Annotated in this window: 12 protein-coding genes and 2 rRNA genes; all 14 read left to right on the top strand. The window is 67.1% G+C overall.

Translation table 11 applies throughout. From position 1 onward, the window contains the following. The first annotated feature begins 49 nt into the window (after positions 1-49). The 14 genes from argC (at position 50) to C3B71_RS09155 (ending at position 18,563) form a co-directional block, all read left to right on the top strand. Positions 50-1,150 (top strand): N-acetyl-gamma-glutamyl-phosphate reductase, encoded by a 1,101-nt coding sequence (gene argC, locus C3B71_RS09220; protein WP_181574815.1) that lies wholly within the window; start codon positions 50-52, stop codon positions 1,148-1,150. After that, positions 1,147-2,343, top strand: a complete 1,197-nt coding sequence (gene argJ, locus C3B71_RS09215; RefSeq protein WP_108967582.1) for a bifunctional glutamate N-acetyltransferase/amino-acid acetyltransferase ArgJ — start codon at positions 1,147-1,149, stop codon at positions 2,341-2,343. The genes argC and argJ overlap by 4 nt, the downstream gene beginning before the upstream one ends. After that, entirely contained in the window at positions 2,340-3,278 is a 939-nt protein-coding gene (gene argB, locus C3B71_RS09210; protein WP_073333209.1) for an acetylglutamate kinase, read from the top strand. The genes argJ and argB overlap by 4 nt, the downstream gene beginning before the upstream one ends. After that, complete coding sequence (locus tag C3B71_RS09205; RefSeq protein WP_108967579.1) at positions 3,275-4,516, top strand: acetylornithine transaminase; 1,242 nt, start codon at positions 3,275-3,277, stop codon at positions 4,514-4,516. Before argB ends, C3B71_RS09205 begins: the two co-directional genes overlap by 4 nt. Continuing rightward, a complete protein-coding gene (locus C3B71_RS09200; RefSeq protein ID WP_108967577.1) occupies positions 4,513-5,076 on the top strand; it encodes an arginine repressor in 564 nt (187 codons plus the stop codon). Before C3B71_RS09205 ends, C3B71_RS09200 begins: the two co-directional genes overlap by 4 nt. 79 nt (positions 5,077-5,155) lie before the next feature. Further along, positions 5,156-6,379: an argininosuccinate synthase gene (locus C3B71_RS09195; RefSeq protein WP_073333216.1), complete on the top strand. Its 1,224-nt coding sequence runs from the start codon at positions 5,156-5,158 to the stop codon at positions 6,377-6,379. Between the two features lie 247 nt (positions 6,380-6,626). Beyond that, positions 6,627-8,006: an O-antigen ligase family protein gene (locus tag C3B71_RS09190; protein WP_108967575.1), complete on the top strand. Its 1,380-nt coding sequence runs from the start codon at positions 6,627-6,629 to the stop codon at positions 8,004-8,006. An 83-nt stretch (positions 8,007-8,089) separates the two neighbouring features. Next, on the top strand, positions 8,090-9,607 hold the full coding sequence (gene argH, locus C3B71_RS09185) for an argininosuccinate lyase (protein ID WP_073333219.1): 1,518 nt from the start codon (positions 8,090-8,092) through the stop codon (positions 9,605-9,607). 10 nt (positions 9,608-9,617) lie between these two features. Beyond that, positions 9,618-10,328 (top strand): DNA-3-methyladenine glycosylase, encoded by a 711-nt coding sequence (locus C3B71_RS09180; RefSeq protein ID WP_083565927.1) that lies wholly within the window; start codon positions 9,618-9,620, stop codon positions 10,326-10,328. Continuing rightward, the gene (locus C3B71_RS09175) at positions 10,325-10,963 is read left to right on the top strand and encodes a class I SAM-dependent methyltransferase (RefSeq protein ID WP_073333223.1); all 639 of its coding nucleotides are present in this window, start codon (positions 10,325-10,327) and stop codon (positions 10,961-10,963) included. Before C3B71_RS09180 ends, C3B71_RS09175 begins: the two co-directional genes overlap by 4 nt. Beyond that, positions 10,960-11,619 (top strand): endonuclease III domain-containing protein, encoded by a 660-nt coding sequence (locus tag C3B71_RS09170; RefSeq protein WP_108967573.1) that lies wholly within the window; start codon positions 10,960-10,962, stop codon positions 11,617-11,619. Before C3B71_RS09175 ends, C3B71_RS09170 begins: the two co-directional genes overlap by 4 nt. Positions 11,620-11,800: 181 nt before the next feature. Further along, positions 11,801-13,063, top strand: coding sequence for a tyrosine--tRNA ligase (gene tyrS / locus C3B71_RS09165; RefSeq protein ID WP_108967571.1), 1,263 nt, complete (start codon positions 11,801-11,803; stop codon positions 13,061-13,063). A 357-nt stretch (positions 13,064-13,420) separates the two neighbouring features. Next, positions 13,421-14,987: ribosomal RNA gene (locus C3B71_RS09160) — 16S ribosomal RNA — on the top strand. A gap of 376 nt (positions 14,988-15,363) precedes the next feature. Beyond that, positions 15,364-18,563: ribosomal RNA gene (locus tag C3B71_RS09155) — 23S ribosomal RNA — on the top strand. Together the 16S and 23S rRNA genes form the textbook arrangement of a ribosomal RNA operon. Positions 18,564-18,647: the final 84 nt, after the last annotated feature.

Below are 18,647 nucleotides of genomic sequence, written 5' to 3'. Positions count from 1 at the left end.
GCGCCCGCCCAGCTGTGCATATGTATCCACTCGGATGTATGGTTCCGGCGTGACATGGACAGCAGCGGTCGCCGGAGCGACCGGGTACGCGGGCGGAGAGGTCCTCCGCCTGCTCGCCGCACATCCCCAGATCGAGATCGGCGCCGTCACGGCCAACGCCTCGGCCGGCACGCGCCTGGGGCAGCACCACCCGCACCTGATCGGCCTGGCCGACCGCGTGGTGGCCCCCACCGACCCCGAGCATCTGGTCGGACACGACATCGTCGTGCTGGCCCTGCCCCATGGCGTGTCCGGCGCCGTCGCCGCCGCGCTGGAACAGGCGGACGGCCCCACCCCCATCCTGGTGGACTGCGGCGCCGACCACCGGCTCACCGACGCCGCCGCCTGGCAGCGGTTCTACGGCACCGACTACGCCGGCGCCTGGACCTACGGCATGCCCGAGCTCCTCCACGCCGGCGAGACCGTGGCCGGCGCCCAGCGCGAGCAGCTGGCCACCACTCGGCGGATCGCGGTGCCCGGCTGCAACGTCACCGCCATCACCCTGGCCGCACAACCCGGCGTCGCCGCCGGACTCATCGACCCGGGCCGCTTGAACGCCGTGCTGGCCGTCGGCTACTCCGGTGCCGGCAAGGCGCTCAAGCCCCACCTGACCGCCTCCGAGGCCCTCGGCTCCGCTCAGCCCTACGCCGTCGGCGGCACCCACCGGCACATCCCCGAGATCATCCAGAACCTCCAGGTCGCCGGCGCCGCCCCGGACTCCGTGCGCCTGTCCTTCACCCCCGTGCTGGTGCCCATGAGCCGCGGCATTCTCGCCACCGTCACCGCCCCGGTCACCGCGGCCGTCAGCGGCAGCGATGACCCCGATGCCGTGCTGCGTCAGGCCTGGGAGCGCGTCTACGGCCCCACCGGAGCCGGTGAGGCGCTCATTCACCTGCTGTCCGCGGGCGTCTGGCCGGTCACCGGCGCGGTCGCCGGCACCGGCGTGGCCACCGTGCAGGTCGCCTACGACGCCGCCGCCGGCGTTGCCGTGATCATCTGCGCCATCGACAATCTCGGCAAGGGCACCGCCTCGGCCGCCGTCCAGTCCCTCAACCTCGCCCTCGGCCTGCCCGAGGTCACCGGGGTCATCACCGAAGGAGTCGCCCCGTGAGCGTCACCGCCGCCGCCGGTTTCCGCGCCGCCGGGATCAGTGCCGGACTCAAGGAGTCGGGCAAGCGCGACCTCGCCCTGGTGGTCAACGACGGCCCCCTGGATGTAGCCGTCGGCGTGTTCACCACCAACCGGGTGGTCGCCGCCCCGGTGCGCTGGTGCCGCGAAGTACTCTCCGGTCGGCGCGGCCCGGCCAACCGCGCCCGCGCGGTCATCCTCAACTCCGGCTCGGCCAACGCCTGCACCGGTCCCCGCGGGGCCGCCGACACGGCAGCCACGGCCGCCCGCGTTGCCGAACTGCTCGCCGACTTCCGCCCCGGCACCGCGGCCGACTCCGTCCTGGTGTGCTCCACCGGAGTGATCGGCGTGCCCCTGGACATGCCCAACCTGCTGGACGGCGCCGCCACCGCCGTCGCATCCCTGCAAGACGGCCCGGAGGCCGGCCACGACGCCGCCACCGCCATCATGACCACCGACACCGTCTCCAAGGAGGAAGCCCTCCACCTGGACGGCTGGAGCATCGGCGGCATGATCAAGGGCGTGGGCATGCTCGCCCCCGGCATGGCCACCATGCTCTGCGTGATCACCACCGACGCCGTCGTCGACGCCGACGCCGCCCAATCCGCCCTGTCCCGGGCCGCAGCCCGTACCGTCAACCGCATCAACTCCGACGGCTGCATGTCCACCAACGACACCGTGCTGCTGCTCGCCTCCGGCGCCTCCGGCAGGGTACCGGTGGCGGATGAATTCGACGCCGCCGTCCAGGAACTGCTGGGCCGCCTCGGGCGCCGGCTGGTGGCCGACGCGGAGGGCGCCACCCACGACATCGCCATCACCGTCACCGGCGCGGTCACGGAGGCCGCCGCCGAGGCCGCCGCCCGCACCGTCTCGGCCTCCAACCTGCTCAAGTGCGCCGTCGCCGGCGAGGACCCCAACTGGGGGCGCGTCATCTCCCAGCTCGGTACCGTCCCCGAGGCGGTGTGCCCCTTCGACCCCGACGCCGTCGACGTAGCCATCAACGGGGTGATCATCTACGCCCACGGGGCCCTCGGGGCGGACCGTTCCGTCGTGGACATGACCCCGCGCGAGACCCGCATCGACATCGCCCTGAACGCCGGCGACGCCGCGGCCACCGTTTGGACCAATGACCTCACCCACGGATACGTAACCATCAACGCGGACTACACGACATGACCACCACCGCTCTGCCCACCTCGCTGACTCCCACCCAGAAGGCCTCCGTCCTGCTGGAGGCCATGCCCTGGCTGCGCGCCTACAAGGGCGCCACCATCGTCATCAAGTACGGCGGCAACGCCATGGTCGACGACGCCCTCAAGCGCGCCTTCGCCCAAGACGTGCTCTTCCTCCATCAGGTGGGCCTGCGCCCCGTCGTGGTCCACGGCGGCGGCCCCCAGATCAGCGCCATGCTGGCCCGCCTCGGCATCGAGTCCGAGTTCAAGGGCGGCCTGCGCGTGACCACCCCCGAGGTCATGGATGTGGTGCGCATGGTGCTCACCGGCGGCGTGCAGCGCGAACTGGTCAGCCTGCTCAACGAGTCCGGATCCGCTGCCGTCGGCATCTCCGGTGAGGACGGCGGTCTGCTGCGCGCCCGCCAGCGCCTGGCCACCGTGGACGGCGAGAGCGTCGACGTCGGCCTGGTCGGCGACGTCGTCGAGGTCGATCCCCGCTCCGTGACTGAACTGCTGGACCAGGGACGCATCCCGGTGGTGTCCTCGGTCGCCCCGCTGGTCGCCGACGCCACCACCGTGCTCAATGTCAACGCCGACACCGCCGCGGCCGCGCTCGCGGTGGCCCTGAAGGCGCAGAAGCTCATCATGCTGACCGATGTGGAGGGCCTGTACTCCAACTGGCCGGAGAAGGACTCGCTGGTCTCCCGCATCGGCGCCGACGCGCTCGAGGCGCTCCTGCCCGAACTGTCCAGCGGCATGGTGCCCAAGATGGAGGCCTGCCTGCGGGCCGTGCGCGGCGGCGTCGGCCAGGCCCACGTCGTCGACGGCCGCCAGCCGCACTCGATGCTGCTGGAGATCGTTACCGACGACGGCGTCGGCACCGTGGTCCACCCCGACGTCATCCCGCAGTCCCGCACGAAAGGAGGAGCCACGCTATGAGTACGCCCGCAACCGCGGCGACCGCAGCCGCCGACCCCAATGAAACCTGGCGCACCCGTTACGCGGCCGCCGTTATGAATACCTTCGGCACCCCCGCTCGCGTGCTCGTGCGCGGAAGCGGTGCTCACGTCTGGGACGCCGACGGCAACGAGTACGTCGACCTGCTGGCCGGCATCGCGGTCAACTGCCTGGGCCACGCCCATCCGGCCCTGGTCGCCGCGGTCACCGAGCAGCTGGGCACCCTGGGACACATCTCCAACCTGTTCACCTCTCCGGCGCAGATCCGCCTGGCCGAGACGCTGGACGCCCTGGTGTTCCCCGGTGCGCGGCAGGCCTCCCGGGTCTTCCTGGCCAACTCCGGCACGGAGGCCAATGAGGCGGCCTTCAAGATCGCCCGCCGTCACGGCGGCGCCGCCCGCCCGCGTATTCTCGCCCTGGAGGACGCCTTCCACGGCCGCACCATGGGGGCGCTCGCCCTGACCCACAAGGCCGCCTACCGGGAGCCCTTCGAGCCGCTGCCCGGCGGGGTCGAATTCATCCCCGCCGGTGACGTCGACGCCCTGCGGGCGGCTCTGGGCCCGGACGTGGCCGCCCTGTTCGTCGAACCCATCCAGGGGGAGGCCGGGGTACGCCCGCTGCCCGCCGGTTACCTGGAGGCGGCCCGCGAACTCACCACCGCCGCGGGGGCACTGTTGATCCTCGACGAGGTGCAGACCGGCATGGGGCGTTCGGGCGCCTGGATGGCACACCACCTGCTCGCCCCCGGCGTGGTCCCGGATGTGGTCACCCTTGCCAAGGGACTGGGTGGAGGAATGCCGATCGGGGCCGCGGCCGCCACCGGGGAAGCGGCCCAGTTGCTGGGCCCGGGCCAGCACGGCACCACCTTCGGAGGCAACCCCGTGGCTGCGGCCGCCGCCCTGGCCGTCATCGACACGATCAATAAGGAGGGGCTGCTCAAACGGGTCACCGAGCTGGGGGACCGGTGGGCGGCGCGGTTGATTGCCGTGCCCGGCGTGACCGAGGTGCGTGGCGTCGGGCTGCTGCGCGGCGTGGGCCTGGCCGACGGGGTCGGCCCGGCCGCCGAAGTCGCCGCCGAGCTCGAGCAGCGCGGCTTCATCGTCAACCCGCCTCGCCCCGATACGCTCCGCCTGGCTCCGCCCTTCATCCTGTCCGACGCCGATGCCGACGCCTTCACCAGCGTGCTCGCCGACGTCCTGGCCGAGCGGGCGGCGGCATGAGCGCCCGGCCCGAAGCCCCGGCCCACGAACCCGGATCGGCCACGCCCGCAACCAAGGCCGCCCGCCACGCCCTGATCACGCGGATCCTCGGCCACGAGCGCATCCGCTCCCAGGCCGAGTTGCGTGAAGCACTGGCCCGCCGCGGCGTGGCCACCACCCAGGCCACGCTCTCACGCGACCTGGTGGAGTTGCGCGCCACCAAGGTCCGCGGCGCCGGCGGCACCCAGGTGTACGCGATCCCCGAGGCCGGTGCGCCCGGACAGGTGCCGGCCGCCGGCAACGACGGCGAGCCCCTGGCCGAGCACACCACCGCCCGCCTGGCCCGCTGGTGCGCCGACCTGGTGGTGACCGCCGAATGGGCCGGCAACCAGCTGGTCCTGCGCACCCCGGCCGGTGCCGCTCAGCTGCTGGCCGGCGCCGTCGACGACGCCATGCTGCCCGGCGTGCTCGGCTGCATCGCCGGAGACGACACCGTGCTGGTGATCACCCGCTCGGAGGCGGTCGCGGCCGATGTGGCCGCGCACCTGCTGGCCCTGGCGGACCCGGGCCAGCGCGGCTGACCGGCCCCTCCCACCCCGACCATTTCCCCATCAACGACCCGTCTTACGCAGACACCACAGAGAAAGAAACGGAACGCATATGAGCAACCACAAGGACCGCGTCGTCCTCGCCTACTCCGGAGGCCTGGACACGTCCGTCGCCATCGGCTGGATCGGCGAGCAGACCGGCCGCGAGGTCGTCACCGTCGCGGTCGACGTCGGCCAGGGCGGGGAGGACCTGGAGGTCATCCGCCAGCGCGCCCTCGACTGCGGCGCCGTGGAGGCCTATGTGGCGGACGCGAAGGACGAATTCGCCACCGAGTACTGCATGCCCGCCCTGAAGGCCAACGGCCTGTACGAGGGCAGGTACCCGCTGGTCTCCGCCCTGTCCCGTCCGGTCATTGCCAAGCACCTGGTGCGGGCCGCCCGCGAGTTCGGCGCCAGCACGGTCGCCCACGGGTGCACCGGCAAGGGCAACGACCAGGTGCGCTTCGAGGTGGCCATCACCTCCATGGCCCCGGACATGAACTGCATCTCCCCGGTGCGTGATCTCGCCCTGACCCGCGACGTCGCCATCGAGTATGCCGAGAAGCACGACCTGCCGATCGAGACCACCAAGCACAACCCCTTCTCCATCGACCAGAACGTGTGGGGCCGCGCCATCGAGACCGGGTTCCTGGAGGACCTGTGGAACGCCCCCACCAAGGACGTGTACGTCTACACCGACGACCCCACCTACCCGCCGCTGCCCGACGAGGTCGTGATCCACTTCGAGCAGGGCGTGCCCACGGCCATCGACGGCAAGTCGGTCACCCCGCTGCAGGCGATTCAGGAACTCAACCGGCGCGCCGGCGCCCAGGGTGTGGGACGCATCGACATGGTCGAGGACCGACTGGTCGGCATCAAGTCCCGCGAGATCTACGAGGCCCCCGGCGCCGTCGCGCTGATCGAGGCGCACCAGGCCCTGGAGGCCGTCACCCTGGAGCGTCTCCAGCGTCGCTACAAGCGGCAGATGGAGCAGGCCTGGAGCGACCTGGTCTACGAGGCCCAGTGGTACTCGCCGCTCAAGCGCTCCATGGACGCCTTCATTGAGGACACCCAGCGCTACGTGACCGGTGACATCCGCATGGTGCTGCACGGGGGCCGCGCCACCGTCAACGGGCGTCGCACCGACACCGGCCTGTACGACTTCAACCTGGCCACCTACGAGACGGGGGACACCTTCGACCAGTCCTCCTCCCGCGGTTTCATCGAGATCTACGGCATGCAGTCCAAGCTCGCTGCCGCTCGTGATGTCCGCCTCGGCAACGGCGTCACCTTCTAGCGCCGAAACCGGCATCAATAACGGCACCGGCGGCCGACCGTACATTGACCGTGCGGTTGGCCGCCGGCCGCGTCGGCGGCTCCGATTGCCTATTCGGGCTCCGATTCCGCCTCGGCGAGGAGCGCAAACGATTACGCTTCGGCTACAGCAGGGCGGTACGACATCATGTCGCATCGCCTCAGCCGCGTAGGCACCGCCTCGACCCGCGCGGCGGAGAATTATGAAAGCAATACCGGCAAGGAGCAGCGTGCCAACCGATGACCGCGCCCGAGTTACCGCAACGGTACGCGGCTCACGCCGCCCGCTGTTGCCCGCCCTGGGAACCTGGGCCTTCTTCCTGACCTTCTCCGGCCAGGGGGTGCGTGATCTCGTCGGCTGGTGGGCCTTCGGCGTGATCGCCGCCCTGAGCGGCGTCGTGCTCCTGCTCGTCTTCCTTTATGAGGGTCACCGCGTGCCCTGGCGCGCTCTGCCCCCGGTGACAACCGCCTACGTCGTCGTCTGCGTGCTGAGCATCATCTGGTCCCAGTATCGCCGCGAAACCGCCCTCGCGGCGCTGCTCATGCTTGCCACCAGCGCGGCGGGCGTGCTGCTGGCATGCGGCCTGTCACTGCGACAGCTGACCGATGCCCTCAGCCGCTCCCTCGAAGCCACCCTTGTGCTGAGCCTGCTGCTGGAGGCCTGGGTGGCCCTGGTATTGCACCACCCGCTCATCCCCTTGTACATGCGCGACTGGGATGAGGTGCCGATCTCCTACTACTGGGTCAACGGGGACTTGTTCAACGGCGGCCCGATTCAAGGCATTGTCGGCAACCGCAACCCGCTGGCATTCATCGCCCTGCTCACCCTGTTGTGCGTCGCGGTGCGCTGGGCCGACCGGCGGGTGCGTCCGCTGGGACTGGTGACTTGGACGGCCGTGTCCCTGCTGGTGCTGGTGCTCGCCGGATCGGCGACCGTTTCCGTGGCCCTGATCGTGTGCGCCGCCGTGTGCCTGCTGTTGTGGCTGGTGCGGCACGCTCCGCCCCGGCTGCGCCCGGCCATACTCATGAGCGCGGCAGCCCTGGGGGTGGCGCTGGTCGCCGCGGCGGTCGGTCTCCACTCACAGGTGACGGCGGCCCTGGGACGCAGTACGGATATGTCCGGCCGCTGGGAGATCTGGCAGCGGGTTCTGGACCTGTGGGAGAAGCACACCATCCTGGGCTGGGGCTGGATCATGTACTGGGTGCCGTGGCTGCCGCTTTTCGCCACCCTCGTGGTCCGCCCGGACGGCACCCCCACCATGAGTGCCCACAACGCCTACATCGAGGCGCTGTTCCAAACCGGTGTGGTCGGGGCAACGCTCGTCGTCGTCCTGGTCGTGCTGCTCCTGTATCGCTCCTTCCGCTTGGCGCTGCGCTACGTCGACTCCGACGCCTCGGTGCTGCTACCCGCCCTGCTCATGACGGCGATGACCGTACAGTCCTTCACCGAGTCCCGGCTGCTGAGCGAGGGCAACTGGGTGCTCGTCTGCGCCCTGGGCACCTGGTTGGGTCTGCACCGTCTCTACGAACGCAACCGCGGCGATGGCGAGGCCGACGGCCGCGGCTCATCCGCGCGTCAGAGCCACCGAACTCTCTCGCGACGCCGATGACGGGCCGCGGACCGAGCGTCCTGTGTCGGTCCGGGCAGCGGACCCGCTCCCGGTCGGCCGTCACGATGAGTCATGATGGCCCCATGACGAGTCAGCCGCCCCAGACCCCCTCCACTCCCGCATCCTCACCGAACGGCATCAGCCTATGGGGCGGCCGTTTCACCGGCGGGCCCGCCGATGCCCTGGCGGCACTGTCGGTTTCCACGCACTTCGACTGGCGCCTGGCCCGCTACGACATCGCCGGTTCGCGCGCACACGCCCGCGCCCTGTCCACCGCCGGGCTACTCGACGCCGTCCAGCTCGACGGCATGCTCGCCGCCCTGGACCGGCTCGAGGACGACGTCGTCTCCGGCGCCTTCGCCCCGACGCCCGCAGACGAGGATGTGCACACCGCGCTTGAACGCGGCCTGATGGAACGAGCCGGCGCGGATCTGGGCGGCAGGCTGCGTGCAGGCCGTTCCCGCAACGATCAGATCGCCACTCTGATCCGCATGTACCTGCGCGATCAGGCCCGGCACCTGGCCGGCTTGGTCCTCGACGTCGTCGATGCGCTCATCGACCAGGCCGCCGCGGCCGGCGAGGCCATCATGCCCGGCCGTACCCACATGCAGCACGCCCAGCCGGTGCTGGTCGCCCATCAACTGCTCGCCCACGCCTGGCCGCTGATGCGCGACGTCGAGCGGCTGCAGGACTGGGACGCGCGCGCCGCCGTCAGCCCCTACGGATCGGGTGCCCTGGCCGGCAACACGCTCGGACTCGACCCCGACGCCGTCGCCGCCGACCTGGGCTTCGACGCCGCCTGCGAGAACTCCATCGACGGCACCTCCGCCCGTGACACGGTCGCCGAGATGTCCTTCATCCTGGCCATGACCGCGGTGGACGTCTCCCGCCTGGCGGAGGAGATCATCATCTGGAACACGAAGGAGTTCGACTTCGTCACCCTCGACGACTCCTTCTCCACCGGCTCCTCCATCATGCCGCAGAAGAAGAATCCCGACGTCGCCGAGCTCGCCCGTGGCAAGGCCGGCCGCCTGATCGGCGACCTGGCCGGGCTGCTGGCCACCCTCAAGGCCCTGCCGCTCGCCTACGACCGCGACCTGCAGGAGGACAAGGAGCCGGTCTTCGACGCCGTCGACACGCTCGCCGTGCTGCTGCCCGCCGTGTCCGGCATGGTCGCCACCATGCGCCTGAACTATGAGCGCATGGCGCAGTTGGCGCCGCAGGGCTTCTCCCTGGCCACGGATATCGCCGAGTGGTTGGTCAAGCGGGGCGTGCCGTTCCGTGAGGCCCATGAGATCTCCGGTGCCTGCGTGCGCGCCTGCGAGGGGCGCGGCATCGAACTGTGGGACCTGACCGATGCGGACTTCGCCGCCATCGATCCGCGGCTGACGCCGCAGGTGCGCAGCGTGCTCTCCGCCGAGGGATCCGTCGCCGCCCGGGCCGGTCACGGAGGGACCGCCCCGGTGCGCGTGGTCGAGCAGTTGGCTCGCGCCGTCGAGCACTCCGCCGAACTGCGCGTGTTCTCCTGGGAGGGCTCCCTGCTCGACGGTCCCGCCGACGCCGGGGCGGAGGCCGGCGGGACCACCGTCCGGGAGTCGTAGGGACGGGCACATGACGTGGTCGGAGGCGGTGGGGACGGAATCTCCCCGCGATGACCCCGCCGGCGCGCCGGGCGTGCCCGCGGACGTTGCCCGGCTGCTTGCCGACGACCCGGTCGACGTGGCTCCGCGGCTGCTCGGCGCGGTGCTGACCACCAACTCACCGCAGGGTGTGGTGTCGGTGCGCCTGACGGAGGTCGAGGCCTACCGGGGTGAGGCGGACCCGGGCTCGCACGCCTACCGCGGCCGCACCGCCCGCAACTCCTCCATGTTCGAGGCCGCCGGCGCCATCTACGTCTATTTCACCTACGGCATGCACTACTGCGCGAATATCGTCTGCGGGCCCGCCGGGCGCTCCCGCGCCGTACTGCTGCGCGGCGGGGAGGTTACGGACGGACTCGACTTGGCGCGTCGGCGTCGGCCCGCCGCCCGCACCGACCGCGATCTGGCACGTGGGCCGGCCCGCCTGTGTCAGGCACTCGGTCTGACCCGGGACGACGACGGCGTCCGGCTCGGTCCGGCGGGCTCCCGCGTGGTCCTGACGCTGCCCGTACCGGGAGGCGCACCGGACCCTGCTCGTATCTGCACCGGCCCGCGCACCGGTGTGTCCGGCCCCGGCGGCGACGGCGTCGTCTTCCCGTGGCGCTTCTGGATCGACGGCGAGCCGACGGTCTCTCCCTACAAGCCCGCACGTCCACGCAGCCGGGGCGGGAGCAGACGATGAGCGCCGCAGGCACCGCGCATTCCAACCGCTACTGGAACCACAATGCGGCCTTCCACAACGAGCTCGTGGCGGACGCCGCCCGCCGCGGCGGGCGGGCCCTGGACGTGGGTTGCGGTGAGGGACTGCTCATGGAACGGCTCGCGGCCGTGTGCGACCAGGTCGTCGGGATCGAGACCGATCCGGATACCGCGAGCCGTGCTCGCGCGCGCCTAGCCGGACTCCCCGGAGCCGATGTGCGGCAGGCAGACGTGCTGGCCCCGGGCGCGGCCGACGGCCTTGGAGAGTTCGACACCGTCACCTGCGTGGCGGTCCTGCACCACCTGCCGCTGGAAGTGGGGCTGGAGCGCCTGGCCGCACTGGTCGCTCCGGGAGGTCGGCTCCTGATCGTCGGGCTGGCCGCCAACGCCTCTGCCTGGGATTGGGCGTTGAGCGCCATGAGCGTGGTACCTATTCGGATCGCGAGCCTGCTGCACGGTGAAAGGCGCGATGTCGGCGTGCCCACGGCGCCGGCGCGCGAGTCGCTGCAGGAGATTCGCGCGGCGTCCGCCCGGATCCTGCCGGGGTCCCGGATGCGTCGTCGCTTCTACTGGCGCTACTCACTGGTCTGGGACCGCCCGATGGGGGCGGGGCAATGACCGGCGACCCGCTGCCGGTGCGCGACCTACTGGCGCTCCTGCACGCCGCGCTGGGGGAGACTCCGGTATGGCCCGCGCGGACCCCCTTCGAATACGTGTGCGGGATCGTGCTGGTGCAGAACACCGCCTGGACGAATGTCGAGCGCGCCCTGGCGCTGCTGCGGGACGCCACCGACTTCGAAGCGGAGAAACTGCTGCGCCTGACCGATGCGGAACTGACCGCGCTCATCCGCCCGGCCGGCTTCATGCGGGCCAAGTCGCGTTCGCTGCGCGCCTTCGCCGCCTGGATGCTGTCCGCGGATGGTAAGGCCGCGTTGGAGCTGGACGACGACGCCCTGCGCGCCGCGCTGCTGTCCTTGCCCGGTATTGGGCCGGAAAGTGCTGATGTGGCGGCGCTGATGGTCTATGGCAGGCGTCGTTTCATCTTCGACGCCTACGGGCGGCGTCTGCTACGGCAGGCCGGCTACGCCGTCGGCCACGACTACGAGACCACCAGGAAGGCCCTTGAGGCCCGCATCGATGCCGAGGGACTCAGCCATGCGGAGCTCGTGGACCTCCACGGACTGATCATCGAAGCCGGCAAGCGCGCCCGGGCGGCCGGCGGCTGGGAGGCCTACGGCCCCATGATCGGCATTGCCGCGGCGCGGCCCCGATAGGTACTGCGTGCATCCAGAAGACGGAGGGGAGCCGTGGCGCCGATATCGCTGGAGGCGCATGTCCGCTCTCCTGACACTTCGTCTGGCATGCGGCACGGCCGTGGCAGACTAGCCCGCGCCGGGCAACCGCCCCGGCCCCGGCCCGCATGTGCCGGGAGAAGACATGGGAAGGCACAGGACCGTGACCGACATCCTGGACGAGTTGCAGTGGCGGGGCCTCATCGCCCAGCACACCGACATCGACGCGCTGCGCGCAGCGCTGAACGCCGGACCGGTCACCTTCTATTGCGGCTTCGACCCGACCGCGCCTTCCCTGCATCACGGTCACCTTGTCGCGGTCAAGGTCATGCGGCACCTGCAGCTGGCCGGCCATCATCCGCTGGCCCTGGTGGGAGGTGCGACCGGGCTCATCGGTGACCCGCGTGCGAAGGGGGAGCGTTCCCTCAACACCAAGGAAGTAGTTGCCGAGTGGGCGCAGGGGCTGCGTGAGCAGCTCGAGCATCTGCTTGACTTCGACGGCGACAACCCGGCGCGCATTGTCAACAACCTGGATTGGACCGCTGGGCTGAGCGCGATCGACTTCCTGCGGGACCTCGGCAAGCACTTCCGCATGGGCACCATGCTGTCCAAGGACATCGTTGCCCGTCGGCTGGCCAGTGAGGAGGGCATCTCCTTCACGGAGTTCAGCTACCAGATCCTCCAGGCAAATGACTACCTGGAGCTATACCGCCGCTACGGCTGCACGCTGGAGGTCGGTGGCAATGACCAATGGGGCAATCTTGTGGGCGGCATGGACCTGATCCACAAGGTCGAGGGTGACTCGGTGCACGTCATGACCAACCCGTTGATCACCAAGGCCGACGGGACGAAGTTCGGCAAGAGCGAGGGCGGGGCCATCTGGCTCAACCCGGAGATGCTCAGCCCCTACGCGTTCTACCAGTTCTGGCTGCAGGTCGACGACGCCGATGTGGTGCGTTTCCTCAAGGTCTTCACCTTCCTGCCCCGTGAGGAGATTGAGCGGTTGGAGCAGAGCGTGGCGACCAACCCGAAGGCACGCGAGGCCCAGCGCGTTCTGGCGCACGAGGTGACTACCTGGGTTCATGGGGCGGACGCAACCGCGCAGGCGGAGGCCGCCACCGCGGCCCTGTGGGGGAGAGGCGAGCTGACCGCATTGGACGAGGCGACGCTGACTGCCGCAACCGCGGACCTACCGGCCGCCCCCCTCGAGGTGGGCAGTTCGACCATCGTCGACCTGCTGGTTGCCACCGGGCTGGAGCGGGGACGCAACGCTGCCCGCAAGACGGTGGCGGCAGGCGGCGCATACCTCAACAACGCCAAAGTGACCGACGAGGACGCGCCCGTGACGCAGGAACAACTGCTGGCGGGCGGCGTTGTGTTGGTGCGGAAGGGACGGCGCAACCTGGCGGTTGCCAGGCAGTCCTGAACCGCTGAGACGCGGAGCGACGGCGGTGGCGACGGCGTGTGGCTGTTGTCACCGCCGCCGCGTTTGACCGAGCCGGACGGTCTGCGTAAAGTCTTCCCCTGTCGCCGCCGCGGGGATGACCCGGGGACGGCGGCAGGAATGAACTGAACAGGGCCGCTGGTCGAGATCGGAATCACGGGATTCCGATTTGACCCGAATCAGGCGGCTCGCTAAAGTTCTTCCGGCGCTTCCGAGATGAAGCATTCAGCCGTAAGGCGATGTGAAAACTCGGTGGGTGTGTTGTTTGGGATCTCGATAGTGTGTCGTGTTTGTTTGTTTTGTTGGTTTTTTGTTGGTTTCTTTGTTTGGTTTTTGTTTTGTTTGGAGAGTTTGATCCTGGCTCAGGACGAACGCTGGCGGCGTGCTTAACACATGCAAGTCGAACGGGCTGGCTCTGGTTTTTTGCTGGGGTTGGTTAGTGGCGAACGGGTGAGTAACACGTGAGTAACCTGCCCTCTTCTCCTGGATAACTGCTTGAAAGGGCGGCTAATACGGGGTGGTCTGGCCTGCCTGCATGGGTGGGTTGGTATAGGTTCAACTTTGGTTGTTCTGGTGGGGGATGGGCTCGCGGCTTATCAGCTTGTTGGTGGGGTGATGGCTTACCAAGGCTTTGACGGGTAGCCGGCCTGAGAGGGTGGACGGTCACACTGGGACTGAGATACGGCCCAGACTCCTGCGGGAGGCAGCAGTGGGGAATATTGCACAATGGGCGGAAGCCTGATGCAGCGACGTCGCGTGAGGGATGGAGGCCTTCGGGTTGTGAACCTCTTTTTCCGGTGGTGAAGGCTTGCCTCGTTTGTGGGTGGGTTGACGGTAGCCGGGTTAGGAAGCGCCGGCTAACTACGTGCCAGCAGCCGCGGTAATACGTAGGGCGCGAGCGTTGTCCGGAATTACTGGGCGTAAAGGGCTTGTAGGCGGCTGGTCGCGTCTGCCGTGAAATCCTCTGGCTTAACTGGGGGCTTGCGGTGGGTACGGGCTGGCTTGAGCGCAGTAGGGGAGATTGGAACTCCTGGTGTAGCGGTGGAATGCGCAGATATCAGGAGGAACACCGGTGGCGAAGGCGGGTCTCTGGGCTGTTGCTGACGCTGAGGAGCGAAAGCGTGGGGAGCGAACAGGATTAGATACCCTGGTAGTCCATGCTGTAAACGTTGGGCACTGGGTGTGGGGGCCCTTTTCCGGGGTTTCCGCGCCGTAGCTAACGCGTTAAGTGCCCCGCCTGGGGAGTACGGCCGCAAGGCTAAAACTCAAAGGAATTGACGGGGGCCCGCACAAGCGGCGGAGCATGCGGATTAATTCGATGCAACGCGAAGAACCTTACCAAGGCTTGACATGGGCTGGTTGCTGCCGGAGACGGTGGTTCTCTTGCTGCTTTTTGTGGTTTGGGCTGGTCTGCAGGTGGTGCATGGTTGTCGTCAGCTCGTGTCGTGAGATGTTGGGTTAAGTCCCGCAACGAGCGCAACCCTTGTCTCGTGTTGCCAGCGCGTTATGGCGGGGACTCGCGGGAGACTGCCGGGGTGAACTCGGAGGAAGGTGGGGATGACGTCAAATCATCATGCCCCTTATGTCTTGGGCTTCACGCATGCTACAATGGCCGGTACAGTGGGTTGCGATGCCGTGAGGTGGAGCGAATCCCTTAAAGCCGGTCTCAGTTCGGATCGGTGCCTGCAACTCGGCACCGTGAAGTTGGAGTCGCTAGTAATCGCGGATCAGCAACGCCGCGGTGAATACGTTCTCGGGCCTTGTACACACCGCCCGTCACGTCATGAAAGCCGGTGACGCCCGAAGCCCGTGGCCTTATGGGGAGCGGTCGAAGGCGGGGCTGGTGATTGGGACGAAGTCGTAACAAGGTAGCCGTACCGGAAGGTGCGGCTGGATCACCTCCTTTCTAGGGAGATTGTTTTGCTGGCAGGGCAGGCAGGCACTCTGTTCGTTTCCTTGTGGTTGCGTGTGTTGCGTGGCTGGGGGGCGGGCGGGACCCTCTTCTCCTCCTTCCTTCTTTTTGTTGGTTGGTTGGTGGGGTTGGGGGTGGCATGCTGTCGGGTTCCGGGGCTGCGTGTCCTGGGTTGCCTGCTGGCTTTGCTTCTGGCCTTTGGGGTTGGGGGTGGGGTTGGTTGGGTGGGTTGGTTGTGAACTGTATAGCGGACGCGAGCATCAATGATTGTTTGTTCAGCTTGTTTGCTGGTTTGTTGTTGCTTGTGGTTGTTTTGCGTGTTTTGTTGTTGTTTTGCCTGTTTTGCTTGTTTTGTTTTGCTTGTGTTTGTTTGTGTTGTTTTTTGGGCGTTCGGTGGATGCCTTGGCACCAGGAGCCGATGAAGGACGTGGCGGCCTGCGATATGCCTCGGGGAGCTGGCTTGCGGGCTGTGATCCGAGGGTTTCCGAATGGGGGTACCCGGCGCGAGTTGTGTCGCGTCACCTGTCCCTGAATTGATAGGGGGTGGGGGGTTACGCGGGGAAGTGAAACATCTTAGTACCCGTAGGAGAGGATATTCTGTGAGTAGTGGCGAGCGAAAGCGGATTAGGTTAAACCGTGGTCGTGTGATTACTCGGCAGGGGTTGCGGCTGCGGGGTTGTGGGGCGTGCTTGTGGGTTTGCTGCCGTGGGCCCGCACTGTTTGCTGGTGGGTAGCTGGATTCTCTGGGATGGGGAGCCGTAGAGGGTGATAGCCCCGTAGGTTGAACCTGCTGGTGTGGTGTTGAGCATGTTTTTTTTCCCCTTTTGTGCGTGGGGTTCGTGGAGTCTTGCGTGTGTCTGCCAGGACCACCTGGCTGCCTAAATACTTCCTGGTGACCGATAGCGGATTAGTACCGTGAGGGAATGGTGAAAAGTACCCCGGGAGGGGAGTGAAAGAGTACCTGAAACCGGGCGCCTACAAGCCGTCAGAGCCTGCCGGGCTGGTTTTCTGGTCTGTGTGGGTGGTGGCGTGCCTTTTGAAGAATGAGCCTGCGAGTCAGGGCGTGTCGCGAGGTTAACCCGTGTGGGGTAGTCGTAGCGAAAGCGAGTCTGAAGTTTGGGCGTTTTAGTGGCGCGTTCTGGACCCGAAGCGGGGTGATCTACCCATGGCCAGGTTGAGGCACGTGTAAGAGCGTGTGGAGGACCGAACCCACCTCGGTTGAAAACGGGGGGGATGAGCTGTGGGTAGGGGTGAAAGGCCAATCAAACTCCGTGATAGCTGGTTCTCCCCGAAATGCATTTAGGTGCAGCGTTGCGTGTTGCCGTGCGGAGGTAGAGCACTGGTTGGTTGAGGGGCCTTACAGGGTTGCTGATGCCAGTCAAACTCCGAATGCCGTATTGGTTGAGCGTGGCAGTGAGACTGCGGGGGATAAGCTTCGTGGTCGAGAGGGAAACAGCCCGGATCGCCGGCTAAGGCCCCTAAGTGTGCGCTAAGTGGGAAAGGATGTGCGGTCGCGGTGACAGCCAGGAGGTTGGCTTAGAAGCAGCCATCCTTGAAAGAGTGCGTAATAGCTCACTGGTCGAGTGGTCGTGCGCCGACAATGTAGCGGGGCTCAAGCGCACCGCCGAAGCCGCGGACCCCGGCCCTGGTTGGGTTGGGGTGGTAGGGGAGCGTCCTGCGTTGGGTGAAGCCCGGGGGTGACTCTTGGGTGGACGGCGTGGGAGTGAGAATGCAGGCATGAGTAGCGAGACCGGGGTGGGATTCCCCGGCGCCGTATGACTAAGGGTTCCAGGGGCAGGTTCGTCCTCCCTGGGTGAGTCGGGGCCTAAGGCGAGGCCGACAGGCGTAGTCGATGGATGACGGGTTGATATTCCCGTACCGGTGGAGTACCGCCCATGCTGACGTGCGGGTGCTAACCCACGCCGTTGCCGCTGTTTTCCTGTGGTTGGGCTTTCGGGCCTGGCTGTGGGGTGGTGGTGTGGTCTGGGGACCGACCGTGCTGGTAGGCAAGCGTGTTTTAACTGGGGTGACGCACAGAGGTAGCCTCGCGGGGCTTATGGCTTGTCCCGTTCAAGCGTGTGGCCTGGTGCCTAGGTAAATCCGGGTGCCGTGCCCTGCCCTGTTGGGTGGGGTTGGGTGAGGCGTGATGGTGACCCTGCCGGTGTGGTGGGGGATAGTAGGGTGATCCTGTGGTGCCTAGAAAAGCCTCGACGTGAGGTGCTTTACCGCCCGTACCCTAAACCGACACAGGTGGTCGGGCAGAGTATGCCCAGGCGTGCGAGTGAATCATGGTTAAGGAACTCGGCAAAATGCCCCCGTAACTTCGGGAGAAGGGGGGCCTGAGCCTTGAAGCCCCGTTGCGGGCTAGGGGTGAGGGTCGCAGGGACCAGGGAGGAGCGACTGTTTACTAAAAACACAGGTCCGTGCGAAGCCGTAAGGCGATGTATACGGACTGACGCCTGCCCGGTGCTGGAAGGTTAAGAGGATCCGTTAGTCCCACGGTTAGTGTGGGGTGAAGCGGTGAGCCTAAGCCCCAGTAAACGGCGGTGGTAACTATAACCATCCTAAGGTAGCGAAATTCCTTGTCGGGTAAGTTCCGACCTGCACGAATGGCGTAACGACTCCTCTACTGTCTCAACCATGAGCTCGGCGAAATTGCATTACGAGTAAAGATGCTCGTTACGCGCAGAAGGACGGAAAGACCCCGGGACCTTTACTGCAGCTTGGTATTGACGTCCGCCATTGTTTGTGCAGGATAGGTGGGAGACTGTGAAGCGGTCGCGCTAGCGGTTGTGGAGTCGTTGTTGGGATACCACTCTGATGGTGGCGTGCGTCTGAACCTGGGCCCGTGATCCGGGTCAGGGACAGTGCCTGGTGGGTAGTTTAACTGGGGCGGTTGCCTCCTAAAAGGTAACGGAGGCGCTCAAAGGTTCTCTCATCCTGGTCGGTAACCAGGTGTTGAGTGCAAGCGCACAAGAGGGCTTGACTGTGAGACTGACGGGTCGAGCAGGCACGAAAGTGGGAGCTAGTGATCCGGCGATCCCGTGTGGGTGGGTCGTCGCTCAACGGATAAAAGGTACCCCGGGGATAACAGGCTGATCCTGCCCAAGAGTCCATATCGACGGCATGGTTTGGCACCTCGATGTCGGCTCGTCGCATCCTGGGGCTGGAGCAGGTCCCAAGGGTTGGGCTGTTCGCCCATTAAAGCGGTACGCGAGCTGGGTTTAGAACGTCGTGAGACAGTTCGGTCCCTATCCTCTGCGCGCGTTGGAGACTTGAGGAGTGCTGTCCCTAGTACGAGAGGACCAGGACGGACGAACCTCTGGTGTGCCAGTTGTACCGCCAGGTGCATGGCTGGTTGGCTACGTTCGGGTCGGGTAACCGCTGAAAGCATCTAAGCGGGAAACCGTCTCCAAGATAAGGTCTCCGCAACCCCTCCTTGTGGGGGGTTGGTAGGCTCCCAGTTAGACGACTGGGTTGATAGGCCAGGTGTGGAAGCAGGCAGTCCCGTGTGGGGTGAATCCTGTTGCTGAGCTGACTGGTACTAACAATGGCCGACACAACACAACACAACACTCACTGCCCGGGGGTTCCCGGCCGGGGGCCCCTTAGGTGGTGGGTGGTGGCGAGCGAAACAATTGTTTTTATGGCATG

Origin of the sequence: Actinomyces sp. Z16, assembly GCF_003111765.1 — a bacterium.
Lineage (GTDB): Bacteria > Actinomycetota > Actinomycetes > Actinomycetales > Actinomycetaceae > Actinomyces > Actinomyces glycerinitolerans.
Note: the sequence above shows the minus strand (reverse complement) of the source record. Positions and strands in the feature narration are given on the sequence as shown.